Origin of the sequence: Nostoc commune NIES-4072 (assembly GCF_003113895.1) — a bacterium.
GTDB classification, from domain to species: domain Bacteria; phylum Cyanobacteriota; class Cyanobacteriia; order Cyanobacteriales; family Nostocaceae; genus Nostoc; species Nostoc commune.
On record NZ_BDUD01000002.1, the window covers coordinates 160,765 to 177,479 of the forward strand.

The 16,715-nt window shown below is 42.0% G+C and carries 18 protein-coding genes; 13 read left to right on the plus strand and 5 right to left on the minus strand.

The window, feature by feature from the left end; translation table 11 throughout:
• Positions 1 to 52: 52 nt before the first annotated feature.
• The 3 genes from CDC33_RS33005 to CDC33_RS33015 form a co-directional block, all read right to left on the minus strand.
• The gene (locus CDC33_RS33005) at positions 53 to 2,362 is read right to left on the minus strand and encodes a CHAT domain-containing protein (RefSeq protein WP_219930124.1); all 2,310 of its coding nucleotides are present in this window, start codon (positions 2,360 to 2,362) and stop codon (positions 53 to 55) included.
• Between the two features lie 309 nt (positions 2,363 to 2,671).
• On the minus strand, positions 2,672 to 4,015 hold the full coding sequence (locus tag CDC33_RS33010; protein WP_109012889.1) for a DUF1822 family protein: 1,344 nt from the start codon (positions 4,013 to 4,015) through the stop codon (positions 2,672 to 2,674).
• 2 nt (positions 4,016 to 4,017) lie between these two features.
• On the minus strand, positions 4,018 to 5,445 hold the full coding sequence (locus tag CDC33_RS33015) for a hypothetical protein (RefSeq protein WP_109012890.1): 1,428 nt from the start codon (positions 5,443 to 5,445) through the stop codon (positions 4,018 to 4,020).
• Positions 5,446 to 5,573: 128 nt separating this feature from the next.
• On the opposite strand from CDC33_RS33015, the gene CDC33_RS39965 reads away from it, so the two are divergent.
• Positions 5,574 to 5,819: a hypothetical protein gene (locus CDC33_RS39965; protein WP_109012891.1), complete on the plus strand. Its 246-nt coding sequence runs from the start codon at positions 5,574 to 5,576 to the stop codon at positions 5,817 to 5,819.
• 127 nt (positions 5,820 to 5,946) lie between these two features.
• Here the strand turns inward: CDC33_RS39965 and CDC33_RS33025 are convergent, their stop codons facing one another.
• A complete protein-coding gene (locus CDC33_RS33025) occupies positions 5,947 to 6,192 on the minus strand; it encodes a helix-turn-helix domain-containing protein (protein ID WP_199345100.1) in 246 nt (81 codons plus the stop codon).
• A 148-nt stretch (positions 6,193 to 6,340) separates the two neighbouring features.
• Here CDC33_RS33025 and CDC33_RS40800 point away from each other — a divergent pair, with 148 nt between their 5' ends.
• From CDC33_RS40800 to CDC33_RS33085, 11 genes are all read left to right on the plus strand, one after another.
• Positions 6,341 to 7,507: a hypothetical protein gene (locus CDC33_RS40800; RefSeq protein WP_244919467.1), complete on the plus strand. Its 1,167-nt coding sequence runs from the start codon at positions 6,341 to 6,343 to the stop codon at positions 7,505 to 7,507.
• An 81-nt stretch (positions 7,508 to 7,588) separates the two neighbouring features.
• Positions 7,589 to 7,915 (plus strand): hypothetical protein, encoded by a 327-nt coding sequence (locus CDC33_RS33040; protein ID WP_109012892.1) that lies wholly within the window; start codon positions 7,589 to 7,591, stop codon positions 7,913 to 7,915.
• Complete coding sequence (locus CDC33_RS33045) at positions 7,908 to 8,180, plus strand: hypothetical protein (protein ID WP_109012893.1); 273 nt, start codon at positions 7,908 to 7,910, stop codon at positions 8,178 to 8,180. The genes CDC33_RS33040 and CDC33_RS33045 overlap by 8 nt, the downstream gene beginning before the upstream one ends.
• 24 nt (positions 8,181 to 8,204) lie before the next feature.
• Positions 8,205 to 8,594 (plus strand): hypothetical protein, encoded by a 390-nt coding sequence (locus tag CDC33_RS40805; protein WP_244919468.1) that lies wholly within the window; start codon positions 8,205 to 8,207, stop codon positions 8,592 to 8,594.
• 99 nt (positions 8,595 to 8,693) lie between these two features.
• Positions 8,694 to 9,545, plus strand: a complete 852-nt coding sequence (locus tag CDC33_RS33055; RefSeq protein WP_109012894.1) for a hypothetical protein — start codon at positions 8,694 to 8,696, stop codon at positions 9,543 to 9,545.
• Between the two features lie 97 nt (positions 9,546 to 9,642).
• Entirely contained in the window at positions 9,643 to 9,852 is a 210-nt protein-coding gene (locus tag CDC33_RS33060; protein ID WP_109012895.1) for a hypothetical protein, read from the plus strand.
• Between the two features lie 16 nt (positions 9,853 to 9,868).
• A complete protein-coding gene (locus tag CDC33_RS39970; RefSeq protein WP_109012896.1) occupies positions 9,869 to 10,267 on the plus strand; it encodes a MerR family transcriptional regulator in 399 nt (132 codons plus the stop codon).
• Complete coding sequence (locus CDC33_RS33070; RefSeq protein ID WP_109012897.1) at positions 10,264 to 10,722, plus strand: DUF1392 domain-containing protein; 459 nt, start codon at positions 10,264 to 10,266, stop codon at positions 10,720 to 10,722. Before CDC33_RS39970 ends, CDC33_RS33070 begins: the two co-directional genes overlap by 4 nt.
• 45 nt (positions 10,723 to 10,767) lie before the next feature.
• On the plus strand, positions 10,768 to 11,553 hold the full coding sequence (locus CDC33_RS33075; protein ID WP_109012898.1) for a hypothetical protein: 786 nt from the start codon (positions 10,768 to 10,770) through the stop codon (positions 11,551 to 11,553).
• 45 nt (positions 11,554 to 11,598) lie between these two features.
• Positions 11,599 to 12,039, plus strand: coding sequence for an alpha-ketoglutarate-dependent dioxygenase AlkB family protein (locus tag CDC33_RS33080; RefSeq protein ID WP_109012899.1), 441 nt, complete (start codon positions 11,599 to 11,601; stop codon positions 12,037 to 12,039).
• 82 nt (positions 12,040 to 12,121) lie between these two features.
• Entirely contained in the window at positions 12,122 to 15,409 is a 3,288-nt protein-coding gene (locus CDC33_RS33085) for a plasmid replication protein, CyRepA1 family (protein WP_109013344.1), read from the plus strand.
• An 86-nt stretch (positions 15,410 to 15,495) separates the two neighbouring features.
• Here the strand turns inward: CDC33_RS33085 and CDC33_RS33090 are convergent, their stop codons facing one another.
• A complete protein-coding gene (locus CDC33_RS33090) occupies positions 15,496 to 15,870 on the minus strand; it encodes a hypothetical protein (RefSeq protein WP_109012900.1) in 375 nt (124 codons plus the stop codon).
• A gap of 193 nt (positions 15,871 to 16,063) precedes the next feature.
• Between CDC33_RS33090 and CDC33_RS33095 the strand changes: the two genes are divergently transcribed.
• Positions 16,064 to 16,708 carry a hypothetical protein gene (locus CDC33_RS33095; RefSeq protein WP_109012901.1) on the plus strand — a complete coding sequence of 215 codons (645 nt, stop codon included), beginning with the start codon at positions 16,064 to 16,066 and terminating at the stop codon, positions 16,706 to 16,708.
• The last annotated feature ends 7 nt before the right edge of the window (positions 16,709 to 16,715 follow it).

Below are 16,715 nucleotides of genomic sequence, written 5' to 3' on the forward strand. Positions count from 1 at the left end.
ATATACTGTAAACTCTTTCCGTTCCCTCTCTGCGCCTCTGTGTGAACTTTTCCTAAGACTCCCCAATCAACGTAAAAGCCGCCCAATTAACAGGCTGAGGATGCTTTTTCATAGTAATCAGCATCGCATTCCGTAAAGCCACAGCCTTATCAGGATTTTGTTCCCATTGTTGATAGAACTCCGTCATTAATTCTGATGTGGCTGAATCAGGAACTTTCCACAAAGAGACAATCACACTCGGCGCGCCAGCCGTAATCAAAGAACGAGATAATCCAACCACACCATCACCAGTAATTGCACCTCTACCAGTGTCGCAAGCGCTTAACACCACTAATTCAGCGTTGATTTTTAAATCGACAATTTCCGCAGGGGTGAGCAAACCGTCATCGTTACTGGTGGGTGTAAGGGCGATCGCGCTTGGTATACTCTTATCAGCATCATCTAACAATCCATGCGTTGCTAAATGAATAATCCTGGCAGTTGATAATTTTTCTTTAAAAGCCGCTTTTGTGGCATCTTTACCAGTTGGTTTAATAACCCAAATGTAAAGTTTTGATTCCATAATTGAATATTCAACAAGTGTGGCATTTTGTACTTTAGCAATTTGCTTAATTTGCTCAATATTAGGTGGTTTGATCGCTTGTTGATTGTCGATATTTCCAGATATCTTGGAGGCTAATAACTCAATAAAGGCTCTAGCTCGACTTCGTTCAGATATTTCTAATGCTGTGTTAGTTTTATTTTGGGCAATTAAAGCTTTTTGTAAAAAACGGTAGGTAGAAGCTTGTGTTTCAAAGATTGATATTTTTTGGTCATCAGTTAAATCTCGTGTTCGCAGAGTCTCGTTAACTTTAATAGCAGCAAATAAGGTTTTTTCCGCATCGGCATATTTACTCTGACTGCCATAAACTACGCCAATATTGCTAAGAGTTATCCCTTGTCCTGCTGTATCACCGATTTGTTTGTGAATAGCTAAGGCTTGCTGATAAAACTCTAATGCTTTGGTGTATTGTCCAAGAATGGCGTAAACTCCCCCAATATTGCTGAGAGTTAGCCCTTTTCCTGCTTTATTGCGTATTTGTTTGTGAATAGCTAAGGCTTGCTGATAAGACTTCAAGCCCTCGGCATACTGTCCCTGACTTTTGTAAACTTTGCCAATATTGTTGAGAGTAAACCCTTCTCCTGCTTTGTCGCTAATTTGTTTACGAATTGCTAAAGCTTTCTGATAAGACTCCAATGCTTTGGCGTACTGCCCTAGACTGTCATAAACTACGCCAATATTGTTGAGAGTTATGCCTTCCCCTACTTTGTAGTCAATTTGTTTGTGAATTGCTAAAGCTTGCTGATAAAACTCTAATGCTTTGGCATACTGTCCTAAATCATCGTAAACTGCGGCAATATTGTTGAAAGTTGTTCCTTCTAGCACCTTAGTGCCGACTTGTTGGTGAATAGCTAAACCTTGCTGAAAGAACTTTAATGCTTTGGCATAGTGTCCTTGATTTTTGTAAACTGTAGCAATATTGTTGAGAGTTACCCCTTCCGCTGCTTGGTTGCGGAATTGTTTGTGAATTGCTAAAGCTTGCTGATGAAACTCTAATGCTTTGGCATACTCTCCTTGATTTTGGTAAACGGTGCCAATATTGCTGAGAATTACCCCTTCCGCTGCTTGGTTGCGGAATTGTTTATGAACAGCTAAGGCTTTCTGATATAACTCCAATGCTTTGGCATACTCTCCCAGCTTGTCGTAAACTTGTCCAATATTGTTGAGAATTATTCCTTTATGTGCTTGATTAGCAAGTTGTTTCTCAATAGCTAAACCTTGCTCATGGAACTCCAACGCTTTGGTGTATTGTCCCAGACTCTCGTAAATTTTGCCAATATTGCTGAGAGTTATAGCTTCCCCGGATTTATCACCCATTTCTTTAAGAATAGCTAAAGCTTGCACAGAAACCTCTAAGGCTTTGGTGTATTGTCCCAGGTTCTCGTAATTTGCCCCAATACTATTGAGAGTTGCACCTTCGCCTTGGCGATCACCTATTTGTCTAAAAATGACTAAAGCTTGTTCAAAAGTCTTTACCGCTTGTTGAAATTGACTTTGACTAAGCTGTTGAAAACCTAATTGAGTCAGTTGCAGTGCTTCTTCCCTAAGTTCTTGTGTCGTTTGCGCCTGTGCAGTCAGAATAGTTGGCACTAATCTTCTTGTCTTTGATTGAGCAAAACTTGTAAATAAGAACAGCGAAAGCACTAAAGTAGCAACAGAGAGGAATTTAAGACGATAATGCACGAGAAGCAGTCCTCCAAGCAGTGTGAGAGTATTTACTGGCTGATTATCTATATCTCTCACGCTTGGGAGGTTATGCAAAAATTTTGTTTGTAGTTGCCAAATTTAACCTACAAAGGTTTGTAACAAACAAGTTTCAGTTAGCGATCGCCTAAACCAAGGTTTAGAAATCAACTACGCCATCAGGTTTCCATTCCACAAATTCATCAAACGTCAATAGCGCCTAAACCAAGGTTTAGAAATCAACTACGCCATCAGGTTTCCATTCCACAAATTCATCAAACGTCAATAGATTGAGTTGTGCTATGGCTTGAGACATAATTTATCCCTGTTTGGGTATTTTCCAAATGTGCTTTCATTTTAGCGTTACAAAAAATGTAACCAGAGAAACTAAAACGATCGCACTGGATAAAATGCAAATGGAGGTAAGGTCAACTCTATACCATCTATTAGACTCACACTAACCAGAAATTTCTCATCCCACCCGCCAACCACACGAGTAAACAAATAAGAATTTCCCTGTTCTTGATTTGTACTCTGTTCTAATAAAATACTCGTTTGGTCACTGACCCGCATTTTTAAATGTGAAGGTAAAGCATCATGTGAAACTGTACCTAGCACTAACAATAATGTCCATAAATGTTTGTCTGATTCAGATAATATATGCCAAGTTACAGCATATAGCCGCAAAGAAATTCCTGCTAATACTAAATCGTGATAAGCACCCCGCGCCTGGGAAGGAATTTCTACACCTCTATGCTGAAGTTGGGTGATAATTGCTTGAAATTCTTCTGTAGGACTTCGCATTGCGATCGCAGGTGTCAAACTAGGTAACAGCACCCATGAAAATTCCTCCCCTAATTCATCTAATTCATCCCACAACCAACGTCCGACATTGAGGGCTGGCTGTGTCAAGAATTTCAGTAAATCTTTTAAGTTTATTTTGGGTGTATTGTGTGCTTGCTGCAAATTATAAACCCAATTGAGTAATTCTGGATTAGTCAAAACAGCACTTCCTTGTTCCCAAGTCAACACTTCCCAAAGTTCACGTTCGGGTGATTGTAACTGCGGTAATAATGTCGCTAATTCACCTTCCATTGTCGATAAAATATGAGAGCCTTCGCTCTTGACATTTGGTAAATAAATTGCTTCAGATTCTAAACAACGCAAATATAACAACAAACGGTCTGGTTGAGCTTCAAACCAACTCAAAGGTATTTGATAAGTCCAGTCTGACTCCGACTGTAAGTTCGCTCTTACCTGATTTTTTATTAATTCTTGATAGGAGATAAATCCAGAAATCACGGCAGATTCTTGTTCTTCTAAAACTTCTACCAATACATAAAAATGAGGAACATATTGTGGTAAATCTACGACTACTTTAGGTAGAGTCACTTCCAAATCAGTGAGGCTAGCAGTGGGAATCAGGCAGAGTTTAAATTCACCAACTTGCAAATTGGCCACGGCTGCGATCGCATTCGCAAGTGGTGGCTGCAAAACTGTACATTGTTCCCGATTAATAGTTAGAGAATCGGCGCGTTCTTCTAGCCATTGTTCAAAAGCAAATAGTGCTAAAGCATGAATATAAGTTTGCCACTGCCGAGATGTACTGGGAATTTGCTGACTGAGTTTTACTGCCTGATTGATTTGGTTAGATGAGAGAATAATTGTTTCTGTAGGCAGAACTTCAAAATCTAGCTCTAGCTCAGGAATGTTACTTGATATATTTTTCATATCTACTTATTTATTCTATCGAGATAACGACATAATTGCTGGGAAAAAAGATTGCTTATTACAATACTTTGAGGCGTTTGAGATGAAATTTTGGCATCTCTAATTACTGTAGAAATGTGTGACTCCAGGGCAGATGAAATCTGATCTTCTAGGGTTTCAAGACGACCTGTATCAAAGTAATTTTTTGCCAAATCAAGGACGCGATCGCGCAATATAACCAAAAGCTGTTGTTGCACATCAGCACGGAATTCCTTGAGTTTTAGCAAGCGAGTTACTGCATCCTGTGCCCTTAATTCTAACCGACTAGCAATTTCTGTCATCGGCATTTGTTGACAGTAAACTAGCTGGAGTGCTGTCAGGAATTTTTGGGCTTTATCTCCTTTCTTAGGAAGTAACTGTTTCACTCGTGATGTAATCACCACAGCTAATGCTTGGTCTAAACAAGCGAGGAATTCAGGACGATATAACTGCAAAAAATCTGCTTGCTCGTCTTCATTCTCTCCAGGATTGCTAACATCAGCATTCAGAATACTTTGTTTACCCAACACATCTATCGATGTTGTTGGTAAAAAACCACCCCGGACATGAATTCGATACTGTCGCAATAGAGAAGCAAGCTTTTGTAATTGTGCCATCACAGTTTCACTCTTGGGCATCTGACCGCTTTGACTTTGGATATTTAAAGCAATTTCTTGTAATTGCTGCGTAGTGGGCGGCAGACATTTCCCCCTGATACCTAAAGAGCGCTGTTGCAGCCTTTGTGCGCGATACACAAGGTGGTAACTTTCTAAAAAGATGACGAAATATTCAATTTCTTTAGGCGTTAACGAATAAAATTCTCTGAAAATTCGCTCTAGCTGTTTAGGTCGAGTATCGTTGAGAATTGCCCAGTCACTCACAAGATATAATCCTGATTCCAGCAAAAATTGGTTGAGCGCCGGATATTGTTTTACCTTTGTCGTTGTCCAGGTTGTGAGACTACTTTGGTCTGGGTCAAAACTTTGTAAAATTTTTCGAGAAAGGCATTGGTAAGAACCTGTTGGTTCTAATCTGCCATCGTCATCTAGGACATAAGGTAATAAATCACTGCAATTAAAACCATGAGCAATCCCAAAATTAGTTTCTAATTGTAAGCAAACTTGCTCAATTTGCCAAGATATAAAGCAGAGTAGGCAACGCTGGGCTAGCAAGCATCTATCAGCAGGAGCATCCCGCGATAATTGCACCAGTTGGAGTTGAATTTCTGCATCTGGGACATCATTATTATCTGCGTATGCGTAGCCCGTCGTAGATATCGCGTTGTGCCCACCGCAGGCGATCCCTGAAAACACATCACTGAAAAACGCTTTAGCTCGAGCAATTGCCTGGACTTGCCGCCGTCCAGCAGCATCAATTTTCACTAGTTGCCAATATCGTGATGCTACACCCATAAATATTTGAACTCAACCATCAACAGCAGTATTGCCTGACATTCATTCTTAACTCCAGACTCACTGATCTTATGCAGTTTTAGCTTGTATGACAAAAACTCATTCAGGACAAAAACTGCGGTTTGTCCATGCACTGCGCTTTAGCTGATTGCGGTAAGCATAGCCATGCTGTCAGGCTGCGCTATTCTTCCTCTGTCAACTCCTCAACTTCCGCAGCACTAACTGTAATTGTTGCTGAACTTGGATCTACTTGCTGGGAGATATCCTCGTTTGCAGAGTTAGCTGCTGAAGTTGAATCGGTAGATGGGGCAGAGGTGGCTTTGTTGCGTCTAGAAGGTGGTTTAGGCATGATTCCACCTTTTCTAGTTCAATGAGATTTTCTCAGAGTCAATTGCAACGTAAATTCTGGATGTAACTGATAACTGCATAGTTGTAGCCCAACCCAGGTATCGCTTCTCTAATAAGACAGAGGGGAGAGCAAGAGGATTAATAGTATAAAGGTCAATCATCAAACTGTACCCCTAAATCTACACCCAGCACCTCTTCAATTTTCCGAAGAGTTTCTTCTGCTACACCACCTAAAACAGCTTCCGCCTCTAACTGATACCAATAGTTACGGGATATTCCAACTTCTTTGGCCATCTGTGTAACTGGCCGCCCCCTAGCTTCTCTGGCCTGTTTAATGCGATCGCCCAATCCAGGAACATCAACTTCTAGCTTAATAATCCGTCTTACTTTCACAGTCATAGTCATAATTCCAATTCTAAAAGTATATGTTAATTGTCAACTAAACAGTTGACAATCTGTTAATTAACAGATTACACTATTAGGTATAAAGAAAGCGCCCCAGACTGGTAATCGAAGCGCTTTCCGTCCCGTTAGGAACTGATTCATTATGACCCACATTATCTACAGCCAACAACAGCTGCAACTGAAATCCATTGCCCGTCTGAAGCAAATCTACAGCGAAATCGCCTGTACAGTTGAAGTAAGCGACAAACGCTGTAAGGATGCCTGGATTACTGCGATTGTTGAATATCAGGCAAGCAAAGTTCAAAAACTCGCCCCTGCTGCCCCCGACGAACAAACCACAGCCCAAGCCGAACTCGACAACTACATCGCTGACCAAGCCCAAGCTGTAGCTCCCGAACCCCTCACAATAGTCGAAATCTCGTTTTCTGATTACGAATATTACGCTGGCAATCAACTCATAGCCAGCATCAGCCATGACGACAACCACCTAACCCAACGCTGGGTAGTCATGGTCAACGGTAAAGAAGTATTCCGTGCCAACACTCTAATGCGCTGTCATCGGTTCATCTGCACTCACTACAAAGATGGCACACTGCCAGTGCAGGAGAAAGAAACAACACCCCCCACGACCGAAAACCGAATCATGGCGCATATCTTCAACGAGTGCGAGAATTACGGGTTTGAAATTATCGACGATGGGATTTATACCAGCGATACTGAAGGCGGCAAACTACGCAAATTGGGCCAAGTCGGCTGCACTAATGGGAATTGGTGGGTAATCCTGGGTTGTTCAGGTCAGCAGCAGTATTCTAACTCGGTGTTTGATGCAGTGCGATCGCTCTCGATGGCTCAAGAGGCAACGGTGCAGGGAGCGGGGAGCATGGGGGAACAATTCTCTAACCAAATCATGGCACAGATTTTCATCGAGTGTGAGAAATTCGGCTTTGAAATCCTCGATGACGGAATATACCACAACGACCTGAAACTGGGCGAAGTAGGGCAGACTGACGGCAGCTGGTGGTTCACACGCGCCACAGACGAAATGCAGCAGCGTATTCCCTGCGACTCAGCGCTGGATGCCGTGTGGTGGCTGTCGATGGTGGATGTCGTACTCCAGGCTGAACCATCTCAGGAATACTTGCAATATCGCCCATTGGAGCAACTGACTACTGAGGAATTACAGCAGTTGCTGGATGCAGAAGTGCCCGACTGTGAGCAATTGCTGGATCGCCCATTTGACGAACTGACCGCCGAAGAGTGGGAACGGTTGCCCAAATATGAGCCGCACTTGGAGTTAGTAGCGGCGTAATTCCTACAACACGGCGATCGCACTTTCATAACAATCTGCGATCGCCTCTACCCACATTCTCAACAATCCCCAATTAAATCAATGCAACCAACAATATCCATTCCCCAACACTGGGACTACCCTCGCTTTGCTTTGGATCAGCGTACTAAAGATGGCATCATTCTGGGGCTTTATTACTATCCCTATGGTACAGAATTGGCTGAACAATTCGGTGGTGGTTGGCGCTATACGCTGATGCCTGATAAAAACTCTGATGAATTGTTTCACTTTCAGGAGTCTCAAATCCAACCGCTTTCCCCACAGGAACTATTTTCACAGATACGCGCAGAAATTGACTTTTATCAACAGCAGATAGCAATTCGGCAACACCAATTATTAGCCATCACTGGAGGTAGTACAAATGGCTAATTCTACAAATAGTTTTGACCGTAGAGCAAATCATTCGCTTCGCTCAAATTCAAAATTATTAATTCAAAATTCAAAATTGAAGAATAAGAAATCAATTTTGCATTTTGAATTTTGCATTTTGAATTGTTTTGGTGGTTGTGTACCTCTGCATCGGCTTCAGTTCCAATTCTCTGATTCAGTTATTCAAACCCTGTTGGATAAAGAACTGGTGCAAGTACAGAACACTGGACGCGGCTTTTTGTTAGAGATTGCCGAGGATTTTTAGCTCTTAATCGAAGAGGAACCAATTATGAAACTTTACGCTAAGACGATTCCACACACATTACCAGATTGGGCAACCACCGTTACAAAGAGTGCAGATTTGTTTGAGGTTGAAATTAACGATGAACACCCAAATTTTCAATCTTTACTTGAAGAATTAGCGACAGAGATTGAACCAGGAACAATAGGAGTAAAAGCAGAGGATTTATGTTCACGGCTTGGCATTGAGATGTCTAACCCAAATCTCCACCAATTAGTTGAACAAGCTCAAACTCTGATATCCGAAATTGCTACACACCCAGACTACAAACAACTGTTGGACTTGGGATATCAACCTGATTTAAACATTGCTGATGCTCAAACTGCACTGACTTATCTGCAATGGGAGTTAGAACGGAATCGAGAACTTTCTGTTTAGTAAAAAAGCGATTGCTTGAATATCAGCTTTTCTTCAAGCAATCGTAAAGCACTGAAAGTTACGTTACAAACCACTAATTATTGCACAGGTCAACAAAATATGGTTACTGAAATCAAACTAGGTTTATGCAACCCTCCAGAACCCATCTATTTATATGTCAAAAACGCCGAGTTAGGTGGTGAATCTTACCTGTGGTATCACTACGATATTGACAGGGAGAAAACCATCCCTGTTACCCAAAGAGCATTAACTGGGTGTCTGTCTGAACTGCGATTTACGACTAAAGAGTTCAAAGGAAAGGATAATCTGAAGCTGGATATTGTTGTCAGTGCCGATGAACTTTATGTCATAAGAAGTGGTATTGAAACAAACTTTACCAAAAGCTTTCTGCTTGCTGCATCAGGTATCCAGGATTTTTCTAAGCCACTGATTATTGCTGCTACTGCTGGTGAACAAAATACCGTTTTCTGTAATCTATATGATGCAGTAACTAAAAGCAGAATTGAAAGAGAATGGAATAAAAATGCTGATTGGGAAACTCTCATTAATGAGATTCAATCTCGCTTAGGTGGCACATCCTCAACTATCCCATCTATAGCAGAAACCCCAGTAGCTCCAGCAAAACTTAGTGTAGTTCCGCAAAAAGTACATCCTCAAGACCTACGAATCAAAAATATCCGTACTTTGCTTGATTATCCTCTTGATTTAGTCAAGAAGTGGTTGCAATTTCAGGATGTTGACCGTCCAAGTCTACTTCATATTACCAAGATTAATGAACTGGTAAAAACAATGTGTTTGGCTTGGGCTTCAGGCAAGTGTGAATATCCTAATCATGCCGAGTCTTCATATCAAAATTTTGTTGTTGATGCTGTTGCTAAGGGTGCTGATGAATTAACGGCAATCAACGGATGGATGCAACAGTTGCAAGCTGCAAAAGCCGGAGCGGTGTAAATCAAAAGTCAGAAGTCAGAATTCAGGATTCAGAATTATTCTGATTTCTGACTCCTGACTCCTGACTCCTGAATTCTCAACATCAGAGGAATTAACCATGAGAGTCATCGTTACAGTTTTTGAAAAAATTACCAGCGAAGCACATATCAATATTCCTGATGGGCTGAATCAATCTGCTATCAAACAGCACATAGTAAACCGCTATAACACTGGGGGAATGCAAACTGAGATGAACATTTTCCAAGTGGACTTTGAATCTATCAGCGCTCGGATTGTACCAGAAAATTCTTCTCCTAAATCTGCATAAACATTGGAGGTAATAAATGAATCCCAAATGGACTGATGAAGAACTCGGAATCATTGAAGCTAAAGCTGAACTTTATACCCCTAAACAAATAGCCTCAATCTTAAAAAGACATGGGTATTTTCGTACTCCAATCGCTATCGCTACTAAGCTTTGGGCTTTGGGTTATTCTACAAGCCCCTTTCTCGATAACTATAGCAGTGCTGAAATCGCCCGTGTTCTGTGTGTGCATTCCACCACCGTTTCTGGTTGGGTGAGACGTGGTTGGTTGAAAACTAGTCGCCGTTCTTCTAAGCGTTATCAAGTTCGGAGATGGCATCTCAAAAGCTTTTTTGAAAATCCCCCACAACATTTAAAAAAGCGTATTGCCTCTATTGACTCCGAAGCCATTAATTACTTATTAGGGAGAAAAGCATGATTGACCACATTAACGCACTTCAAACAAGCTGGTATCTCTCTCCACCTTGGCGTGGAACAATTCCACCTGTTGCAGTTAATTTACTGGAGAGAGTTTTCCTACGAACTACAAGGAGATTTGGTTACTGCTGCGGTATGCAATGGAAACACGAGTGCTGGATTTATTCAATTGATTGCGGTAAAGAAATCCTCCACGCTACACAAAACCAAATCATCGGGACTGGTGAATTAGAAGCCATTACTGTGCAAAAACCTGCTTTTGTTTTGGGCGAAAGAGTGATCCTCTGCTCTCACGATCAGGGAACAAAACAACGGCTGATTCTGGGGATTGCGCTGGTGCATAATTCTTGGTTTTACCTTATTGAATTGATGTCACCAACGTTAATTAAGACACCAACTATATCGAATCGTTTTTCATTGGTTGGTGAAAAAAGTTTGGTGCGCGTGAATATTTAATTCTTTCTAATCACACAACTGCAAATTATCACATAACTAAAAATTATGTCAGCAATTGAAATCACCGAAATCATAAAGCAAATATCTCAAGAGATTGAAGTAGACTCCAATGGTCATGGTAAAGCCAGCATCAAAGCTACTGCACGACTAGCTGGAGTTGATGACGAATCTATCAGAAAAGCTTTAAAATCAAGCGCCGACCTAGTACCCTCAAAATTAGCCAAAGAGCTTATGCTGCAAGGATTTTCAGCCGCCGACCTCAGCCAGTGGAGAACCGATGGAATCCCTGATATAGCGATGCCTGCGGCGGGCGGGTACGCCAACGCAATTATCTTAGAGTACTACGCTTACGAAGCTGGTAGATACTGCACCAAGCAAGCCAGATTAGTATGCCGTTCATTCAATACCATCGGCATTCGGGCATGGATTCAAGACAAATTGGGCTGGACAAAACCTGCCTCTAATAGCGAAACAGCGATGACACAAATACAGTTACTCGCTGCAATCGCTCAACAGATGGCACAGCAAGAACAGCATTTACTCCAACAACAACAGCAACAGACTGAAATTTTGCACCGTCTCAAAGCGGTTGAAGTTGAGCAAGACAGAGTAAATACCCCATGTGGACATAAATACAGCGTTGTTGGATTCGCCAATCTTCAAGGTTTAGAAATATCGGTTAAAGAAGCCGGTACTAAAGGTCGAAAAGCAAGCGCATTGTGTCGGAAACAAGGAATAGAAATAGAACGCATTCATGACCCACGTTTTGGAAAAGTTGGTTTGTATCCAGAAAGTGTATTAATTGAGGTTTTCTCTACTGGTCAAAACTAACAGCAATTGTTTTCAAAATACTTTCTTTAATTGGAAAAAAGTACCATGCAACAACTCAATTTATTTGCTGAATCAGTCCCAGTTTTACCCATCACTTATTATCCCGATTTCTTAAGTCTTGAACAAGCCAATGAACTTTACCAACACTGCTTGAAACTGGAGTGGCAACAGAATCAAATCAGGATCGCGGGTAAAACAATGCCTGTTCCCCGCCTGGAGTGTATTTATGGTGATGCCGGATGTGATTATCTTTACTCTAATAGCGTCTTTTTAAAACCACTATGGTGGACAGAGGCTCTGTCTAGCTTACGGGACAGAATCACTGCGTTGACTGGTTACAAGTTCCGTATTGTCATCGGCAATCAATATCGCACAGGTATGGATTCGATAGGGTGGCACGCAGACAATGAGCAATCAATGGGTATAAATCCAGCCATCGCATCAGTCAGCCTATTGATTGCTGGTACTCATTTAACACTTCTTTAAACCCTATCTGCGTAACCAACATTCATTAGCGGTATGAGCATATACCGCTAACTTATCCATGCGTCAAAATATCGGAGGGGATATGAATATTATCGATGCACACCAAAATCCGAATAATCAGCTAGCTCCCAACCATTGGCACGAATGGGTAGTCAATTCCGCCGTTGATCCCAAACTCACTACCCTAAATGTCCGTTCACTCATTGGTTCGGAAATATACGAATACCTTTTATACGCTCTCCCCCAAACTGCCAGACGCAACGATGGGCGACTGCGCGATGGCTACTTGAAAAGATACGCTCACGTAGAGTCGGGCGCATGGTGGGTTAGTGGACTTGACCCGCTTAAAGATTGGCTACCGATGGACTGGGGACGGATGAAACCCGATTACCCAAGACTCGAATGGGACAAGACAACCCTTGAGCAAACGCAAAAGCCCGTTAAATATGAGTCGCCACCCAAAACTCCCAATCGTGTCACCTACCTGAGAGTACCGCTACACATTTGGCGGTTAATATCGTTGAGGTATGACGTGCCAATGCCAGAACATATCACTATTACCTCGGATGGTGAAGTTTTAGGGTTTTGGGCTTGGGTCATGGCTCACCCCGAAATCCCTGTATGCCTTACGGAGGGCGAGAAGAAAGCCGCTTGTCTCCTAACTTTGGGATTTGTAGCGATCGCACTTCCTGGAATCTGGAACGGTCGAGTCGGCAAGGAAGACTTGGAATACCTGCACCCCGATTTAGTTCCAATGGCGCAGAAAGGACGCAAATTCGTTATTCTTTTCGACTACGAAAGCAAGCCCAAAACCAAACAGCAGGTTTTTACTGCTACTCGCCGCACCTGCCAAGTTATTCTCCAACTTGCGTGCCATTGTGTTGTGGCGCTGCTGCCTGGGCCCGAAAAAGGAATTGACGATTGGGTTGTGGCTTTGGGTAAGAAAGCCGAGAAAGCAGTCAGCACGATGATTGCTGATGCCTTGAGAATCAACGAATACCAGCAAAGATTTTTCATTAATCGTGCCAGGGGACTTCGCAATTTCAAACCCAATGTAATAGTCAATACTCGCTATCTTTCCACAGTTATCCGCTCACTGCCTCAATCAGGGTTAGTTGGTTTGGCTTCTGACATGGGGACTGGCAAGACCGAAATCTTGGCAATGATTAGAAGAGATAACCCAGAAAGAAGCTTTTTAAATAACGGGCATCGGGTTACTTTGCTGAAAAATCTCAGCGATCGCCTACAAACAGCAATGTACTCTGCAATTTCTTGCGGCGACTGGGCTAAAGCCAAAGCACTCAGCATCACCGTAGACTCGCTGTATAAAATGGCGAATGATTTACAGGCTTATGACATCTTATTTATAGATGAAGCCTGTCAGTACCTCGCTCACTTGCTCAAGTCCAAAACTTGCAAAGAACACCGGGGGGCTATTCTGGAAGTGCTGGAGTATCTGGTTTACAATGCCAAGTTGGTTGTTTTAGCAGATGCCCACTTGGATGATTTGACCATTGAGTTTTTTATGCAAATGCGACCGGCTGGCGAAAAACCCTACATCATCAAAAACGAATACCGCTCAGGGGGTCGTCAGGTTTATTGGTATGAAGGTAAAAACAGCAGTGCGATCGTTGCCGAGTTTCACGCTCAACTGATGTCAGGTCAAAAACTGATGATGGTCAGTGATAGCAAGCGGTTTATCAAAAAGCTGGAGAGAGCGCTCAATGATGGTTCCGCAATTGATGATAACGACGAAACACCGGAATCAGCCGAAGACCGCAAGTTACGGGTGTGGGCTATTCATTCGGAAAACAGTGGCAGTGAGGAAAATGTGATTTTCATCAGGGAGATTAACGTCGCCATTAAGGATATCGACGCTTTTCTGATTACTCCCAGTCTCGGTACTGGAGTTGACATTTCCACTGAACATTTTGATGCAATATTCGGTGTGTTTCATGCTGTAAGTCAATCGGCTACAGAATGCGCCCAGCAGTTATGGCGGTATCGTCCCAATGTTCCCATGCACGTTTGGGTTGCACCACGCCCTCCATTTGGTTACGCCGAAACTAATGCCCGTCGCATCAAAGAAAAGATTCTCCAGAAGAATGAAATGACTGCGTTTCTCATCCGTATTGACAGAGAAACGGGCAGACGTGGTGCAGAGAAAGACTGGGCGTTGGATGCTAGCTGTCAGATTGAGGCGCAGCGCAATTGGTCTATCAATAATTTACGGGCTGACTTGCGATCGCTACTTGAAGAAATGGGCAATACGATTATTCCTTTGGGCGACGGTGGTGATGAAAGGACTTCGCAGTGGATGAAGGCAGCTGGTATTGCTATCGATTCGGAGCATTACGGTAAAGTTGCCAATGCCAAAGATATTGATAGAAGGACTTACACAAGTAGGCAGCATCAGGATTATCTCAAGCCGGAGGAGGTGCTGGAGTGTGAGAAGTTCCGCATTCAGGACACTTATGGGATGAGCGTTACCCCAGAACTGGTTGAGCAAGATGACGGGGGACGCTTAATTAAAAAGATTGTCGCACTTGAAGCGATATTGGCAGCGCCGGGAGAAATGATTTCCGATGACCTTGTTGCACCGCCGCCTGTTGTGGCAGAGCGGGATAAATCAGAGCGTGAACGTTTGAGCATCTGCACTGACTGGAGTAACCATTCTACCGCGTGGCTTATGCGTCATCGGCTGGGATTGAGAGCAGTGCTGTTGGATCTCATCGCTGGGGTTGAGATTAAAGGCGACGAGGCGATGATTCAGGTTTTGGCTGAGTTCTCCAAGCGTAACGCATCTCACGTTAAGGGGATTCTCAATCTGACTATTCCCCTTGATGAATCACCGATCTGGATTTTGGGGCAGTATCTCTCGCAATTGGGTCTATCTACTGAGTCTCGCCGACCACTTGAGAATGGTCAACGGGTTCGGTATTATCGGCTGAATACTGAGAATGTGGTGTTTATCCAGAACGTACTCTCTTATCGGCTTCGTCAACGGGAGGACAGGGAAAAGAAACGCCAAGATGAACAAGAACGAAATGCAGCGTATGCGGCTAGAATGCAGACACAGTATGGGATGAACCCGCCGTCCACACCCCCCAATGAAATAGATGGAAGTAATAATTGGGGGGGTGTGGACACAGATGAATCATCCAGTATTTCTTGGTGTGAACGGGTTAAATATTATGCTCAGTTGGCGATTGAACGCTTTGTGTACGGTGTTGACGCAGTTAAAGAACTACTAAGTACATTGACGAGTGATGAGCGTTGTGGGGTGATGCTGAAGTTTGAGGACATTGACCAAGACTTGTTTGCTCAATTGGTGGCAGATGCGCCTGATTGGGTGGAGTGGATGGGGTGATTTTTGGGTTTTTGGTTGTGTGTAGTCAGTGCAAACACAGAGGGAGCGTCGCCTTTGCTGTCGGGTTGATTTATGTTGGCTAATAATTACCTAAAAAGCGTTATCTCATCGTTTTTATGGACATTTACGACCTCATCCATAATTGGGGCGCTCATGTGCGTGAGAGCTAAAACTGATTCTTCTTTGATGCTAGTTAAGCGGACGTATGCGATAGTTTCTTCTGGGTTGAGTCCAGCCACAACAATTCTATCCATTGGCAGTAAATCATTACTCGTCGGTAATGCGTAGGTTGCTACTTTGAACAAATCACCTGTTGCCGGGTGAGCTAAATAATTAATCACAACGCAACCAACCCCATATTTTTGGGACATTAAGCGATAAAATTGCCCAATCCTTAATTGTTGAAATTGGCTGTCAAATGCACTTGTTTTTTGTTTTTTGGCTGATTTGTTTTTGGACATTGCGACATTATTAGTATTTTCTCTCAAGTAACCGTTTCAGTAACTTAATACTACTTTTATTCTAATCCCTGTTAATACTTTTTATCCGTCTTATCAACAGATAATATATTTAAATAAATTAATTTTTTCCATAATTTTAATAAACTTTGTAGTTTTAATTTAATATATTAAAGTAGACATTAAGTCAAGTATAATGTTTCCAAATCTGGAACAATTACAATCAAGAATACTGCCAAATAATCTAGCTGTTGAGGAACTAAATTATTTGGGAGATTTAGATGTTAATTCTTATTTATTTTATCAAAGAGGAACTGATAAACAAAACGAGAAATATCAGCTTACTTATAAATATCTTGGCGAGTCTCACTTTGAGTTTAATGGGAAGGAAATCACAGAAGATTTTATCAAAATCTATGGTCTAAGTAAAAAGGGTGATTTTACAGATTTCTATGTTTACTATAAAACAGAATCATATATTTTTTTGTCTGTAGACATACCTCATAACGTATCAAAATTTAAATTTCGTCGTTCTAATTTATATGATTACAATCCAAACATAGATGTTAAAGAGCATTTTGAACATACTAGAAACCCTTTGAAATCTGAAGTTATTAAAAAATCAATTGAGTCTATTGGGTCTATTTACTCTAATTATAAACTGACAGCAAAGACAAAAGGATATAAATCAGGCTGGGTTTATTACAGAATGCGTGAAATTGATTTTAAGGACATACCAGAAGTTGTTAAAGCTTGGGATACTATAGAATGTTACATACACCCTTATGCTTTATATTGTTACTTAAGCCAATTACCTGAATGGATCAAACGTTTTGATTAGAAGTGAA

Coding starts and splice junctions, on each gene's coding strand:
- CDC33_RS39970 (WP_109012896.1), top strand. CDS start 9,869: ATGAATCCCAAATGGACTGATGAAGAACTCGGAATCATTGAAGCTAAA.
- CDC33_RS39965 (WP_109012891.1), top strand. CDS start 5,574: ATGCACTGCGCTTTAGCTGATTGCGGTAAGCATAGCCATGCTGTCAGG.
- CDC33_RS33090 (WP_109012900.1), bottom strand. CDS start 15,870: ATGTCCAAAAACAAATCAGCCAAAAAACAAAAAACAAGTGCATTTGAC.
- CDC33_RS33015 (WP_109012890.1), bottom strand. CDS start 5,445: ATGGGTGTAGCATCACGATATTGGCAACTAGTGAAAATTGATGCTGCT.
- CDC33_RS33010 (WP_109012889.1), bottom strand. CDS start 4,015: ATGAAAAATATATCAAGTAACATTCCTGAGCTAGAGCTAGATTTTGAA.
- CDC33_RS33070 (WP_109012897.1), top strand. CDS start 10,264: ATGATTGACCACATTAACGCACTTCAAACAAGCTGGTATCTCTCTCCA.
- CDC33_RS33045 (WP_109012893.1), top strand. CDS start 7,908: ATGGCTAATTCTACAAATAGTTTTGACCGTAGAGCAAATCATTCGCTT.
- CDC33_RS33075 (WP_109012898.1), top strand. CDS start 10,768: ATGTCAGCAATTGAAATCACCGAAATCATAAAGCAAATATCTCAAGAG.
- CDC33_RS33080 (WP_109012899.1), top strand. CDS start 11,599: ATGCAACAACTCAATTTATTTGCTGAATCAGTCCCAGTTTTACCCATC.
- CDC33_RS33040 (WP_109012892.1), top strand. CDS start 7,589: ATGCAACCAACAATATCCATTCCCCAACACTGGGACTACCCTCGCTTT.
- CDC33_RS33025 (WP_199345100.1), bottom strand. CDS start 6,192: ATGACTGTGAAAGTAAGACGGATTATTAAGCTAGAAGTTGATGTTCCT.
- CDC33_RS33085 (WP_109013344.1), top strand. CDS start 12,122: ATGAATATTATCGATGCACACCAAAATCCGAATAATCAGCTAGCTCCC.
- CDC33_RS40800 (WP_244919467.1), top strand. CDS start 6,341: ATGACCCACATTATCTACAGCCAACAACAGCTGCAACTGAAATCCATT.
- CDC33_RS33095 (WP_109012901.1), top strand. CDS start 16,064: ATGTTTCCAAATCTGGAACAATTACAATCAAGAATACTGCCAAATAAT.
- CDC33_RS33055 (WP_109012894.1), top strand. CDS start 8,694: ATGGTTACTGAAATCAAACTAGGTTTATGCAACCCTCCAGAACCCATC.
- CDC33_RS33060 (WP_109012895.1), top strand. CDS start 9,643: ATGAGAGTCATCGTTACAGTTTTTGAAAAAATTACCAGCGAAGCACAT.
- CDC33_RS40805 (WP_244919468.1), top strand. CDS start 8,205: ATGAAACTTTACGCTAAGACGATTCCACACACATTACCAGATTGGGCA.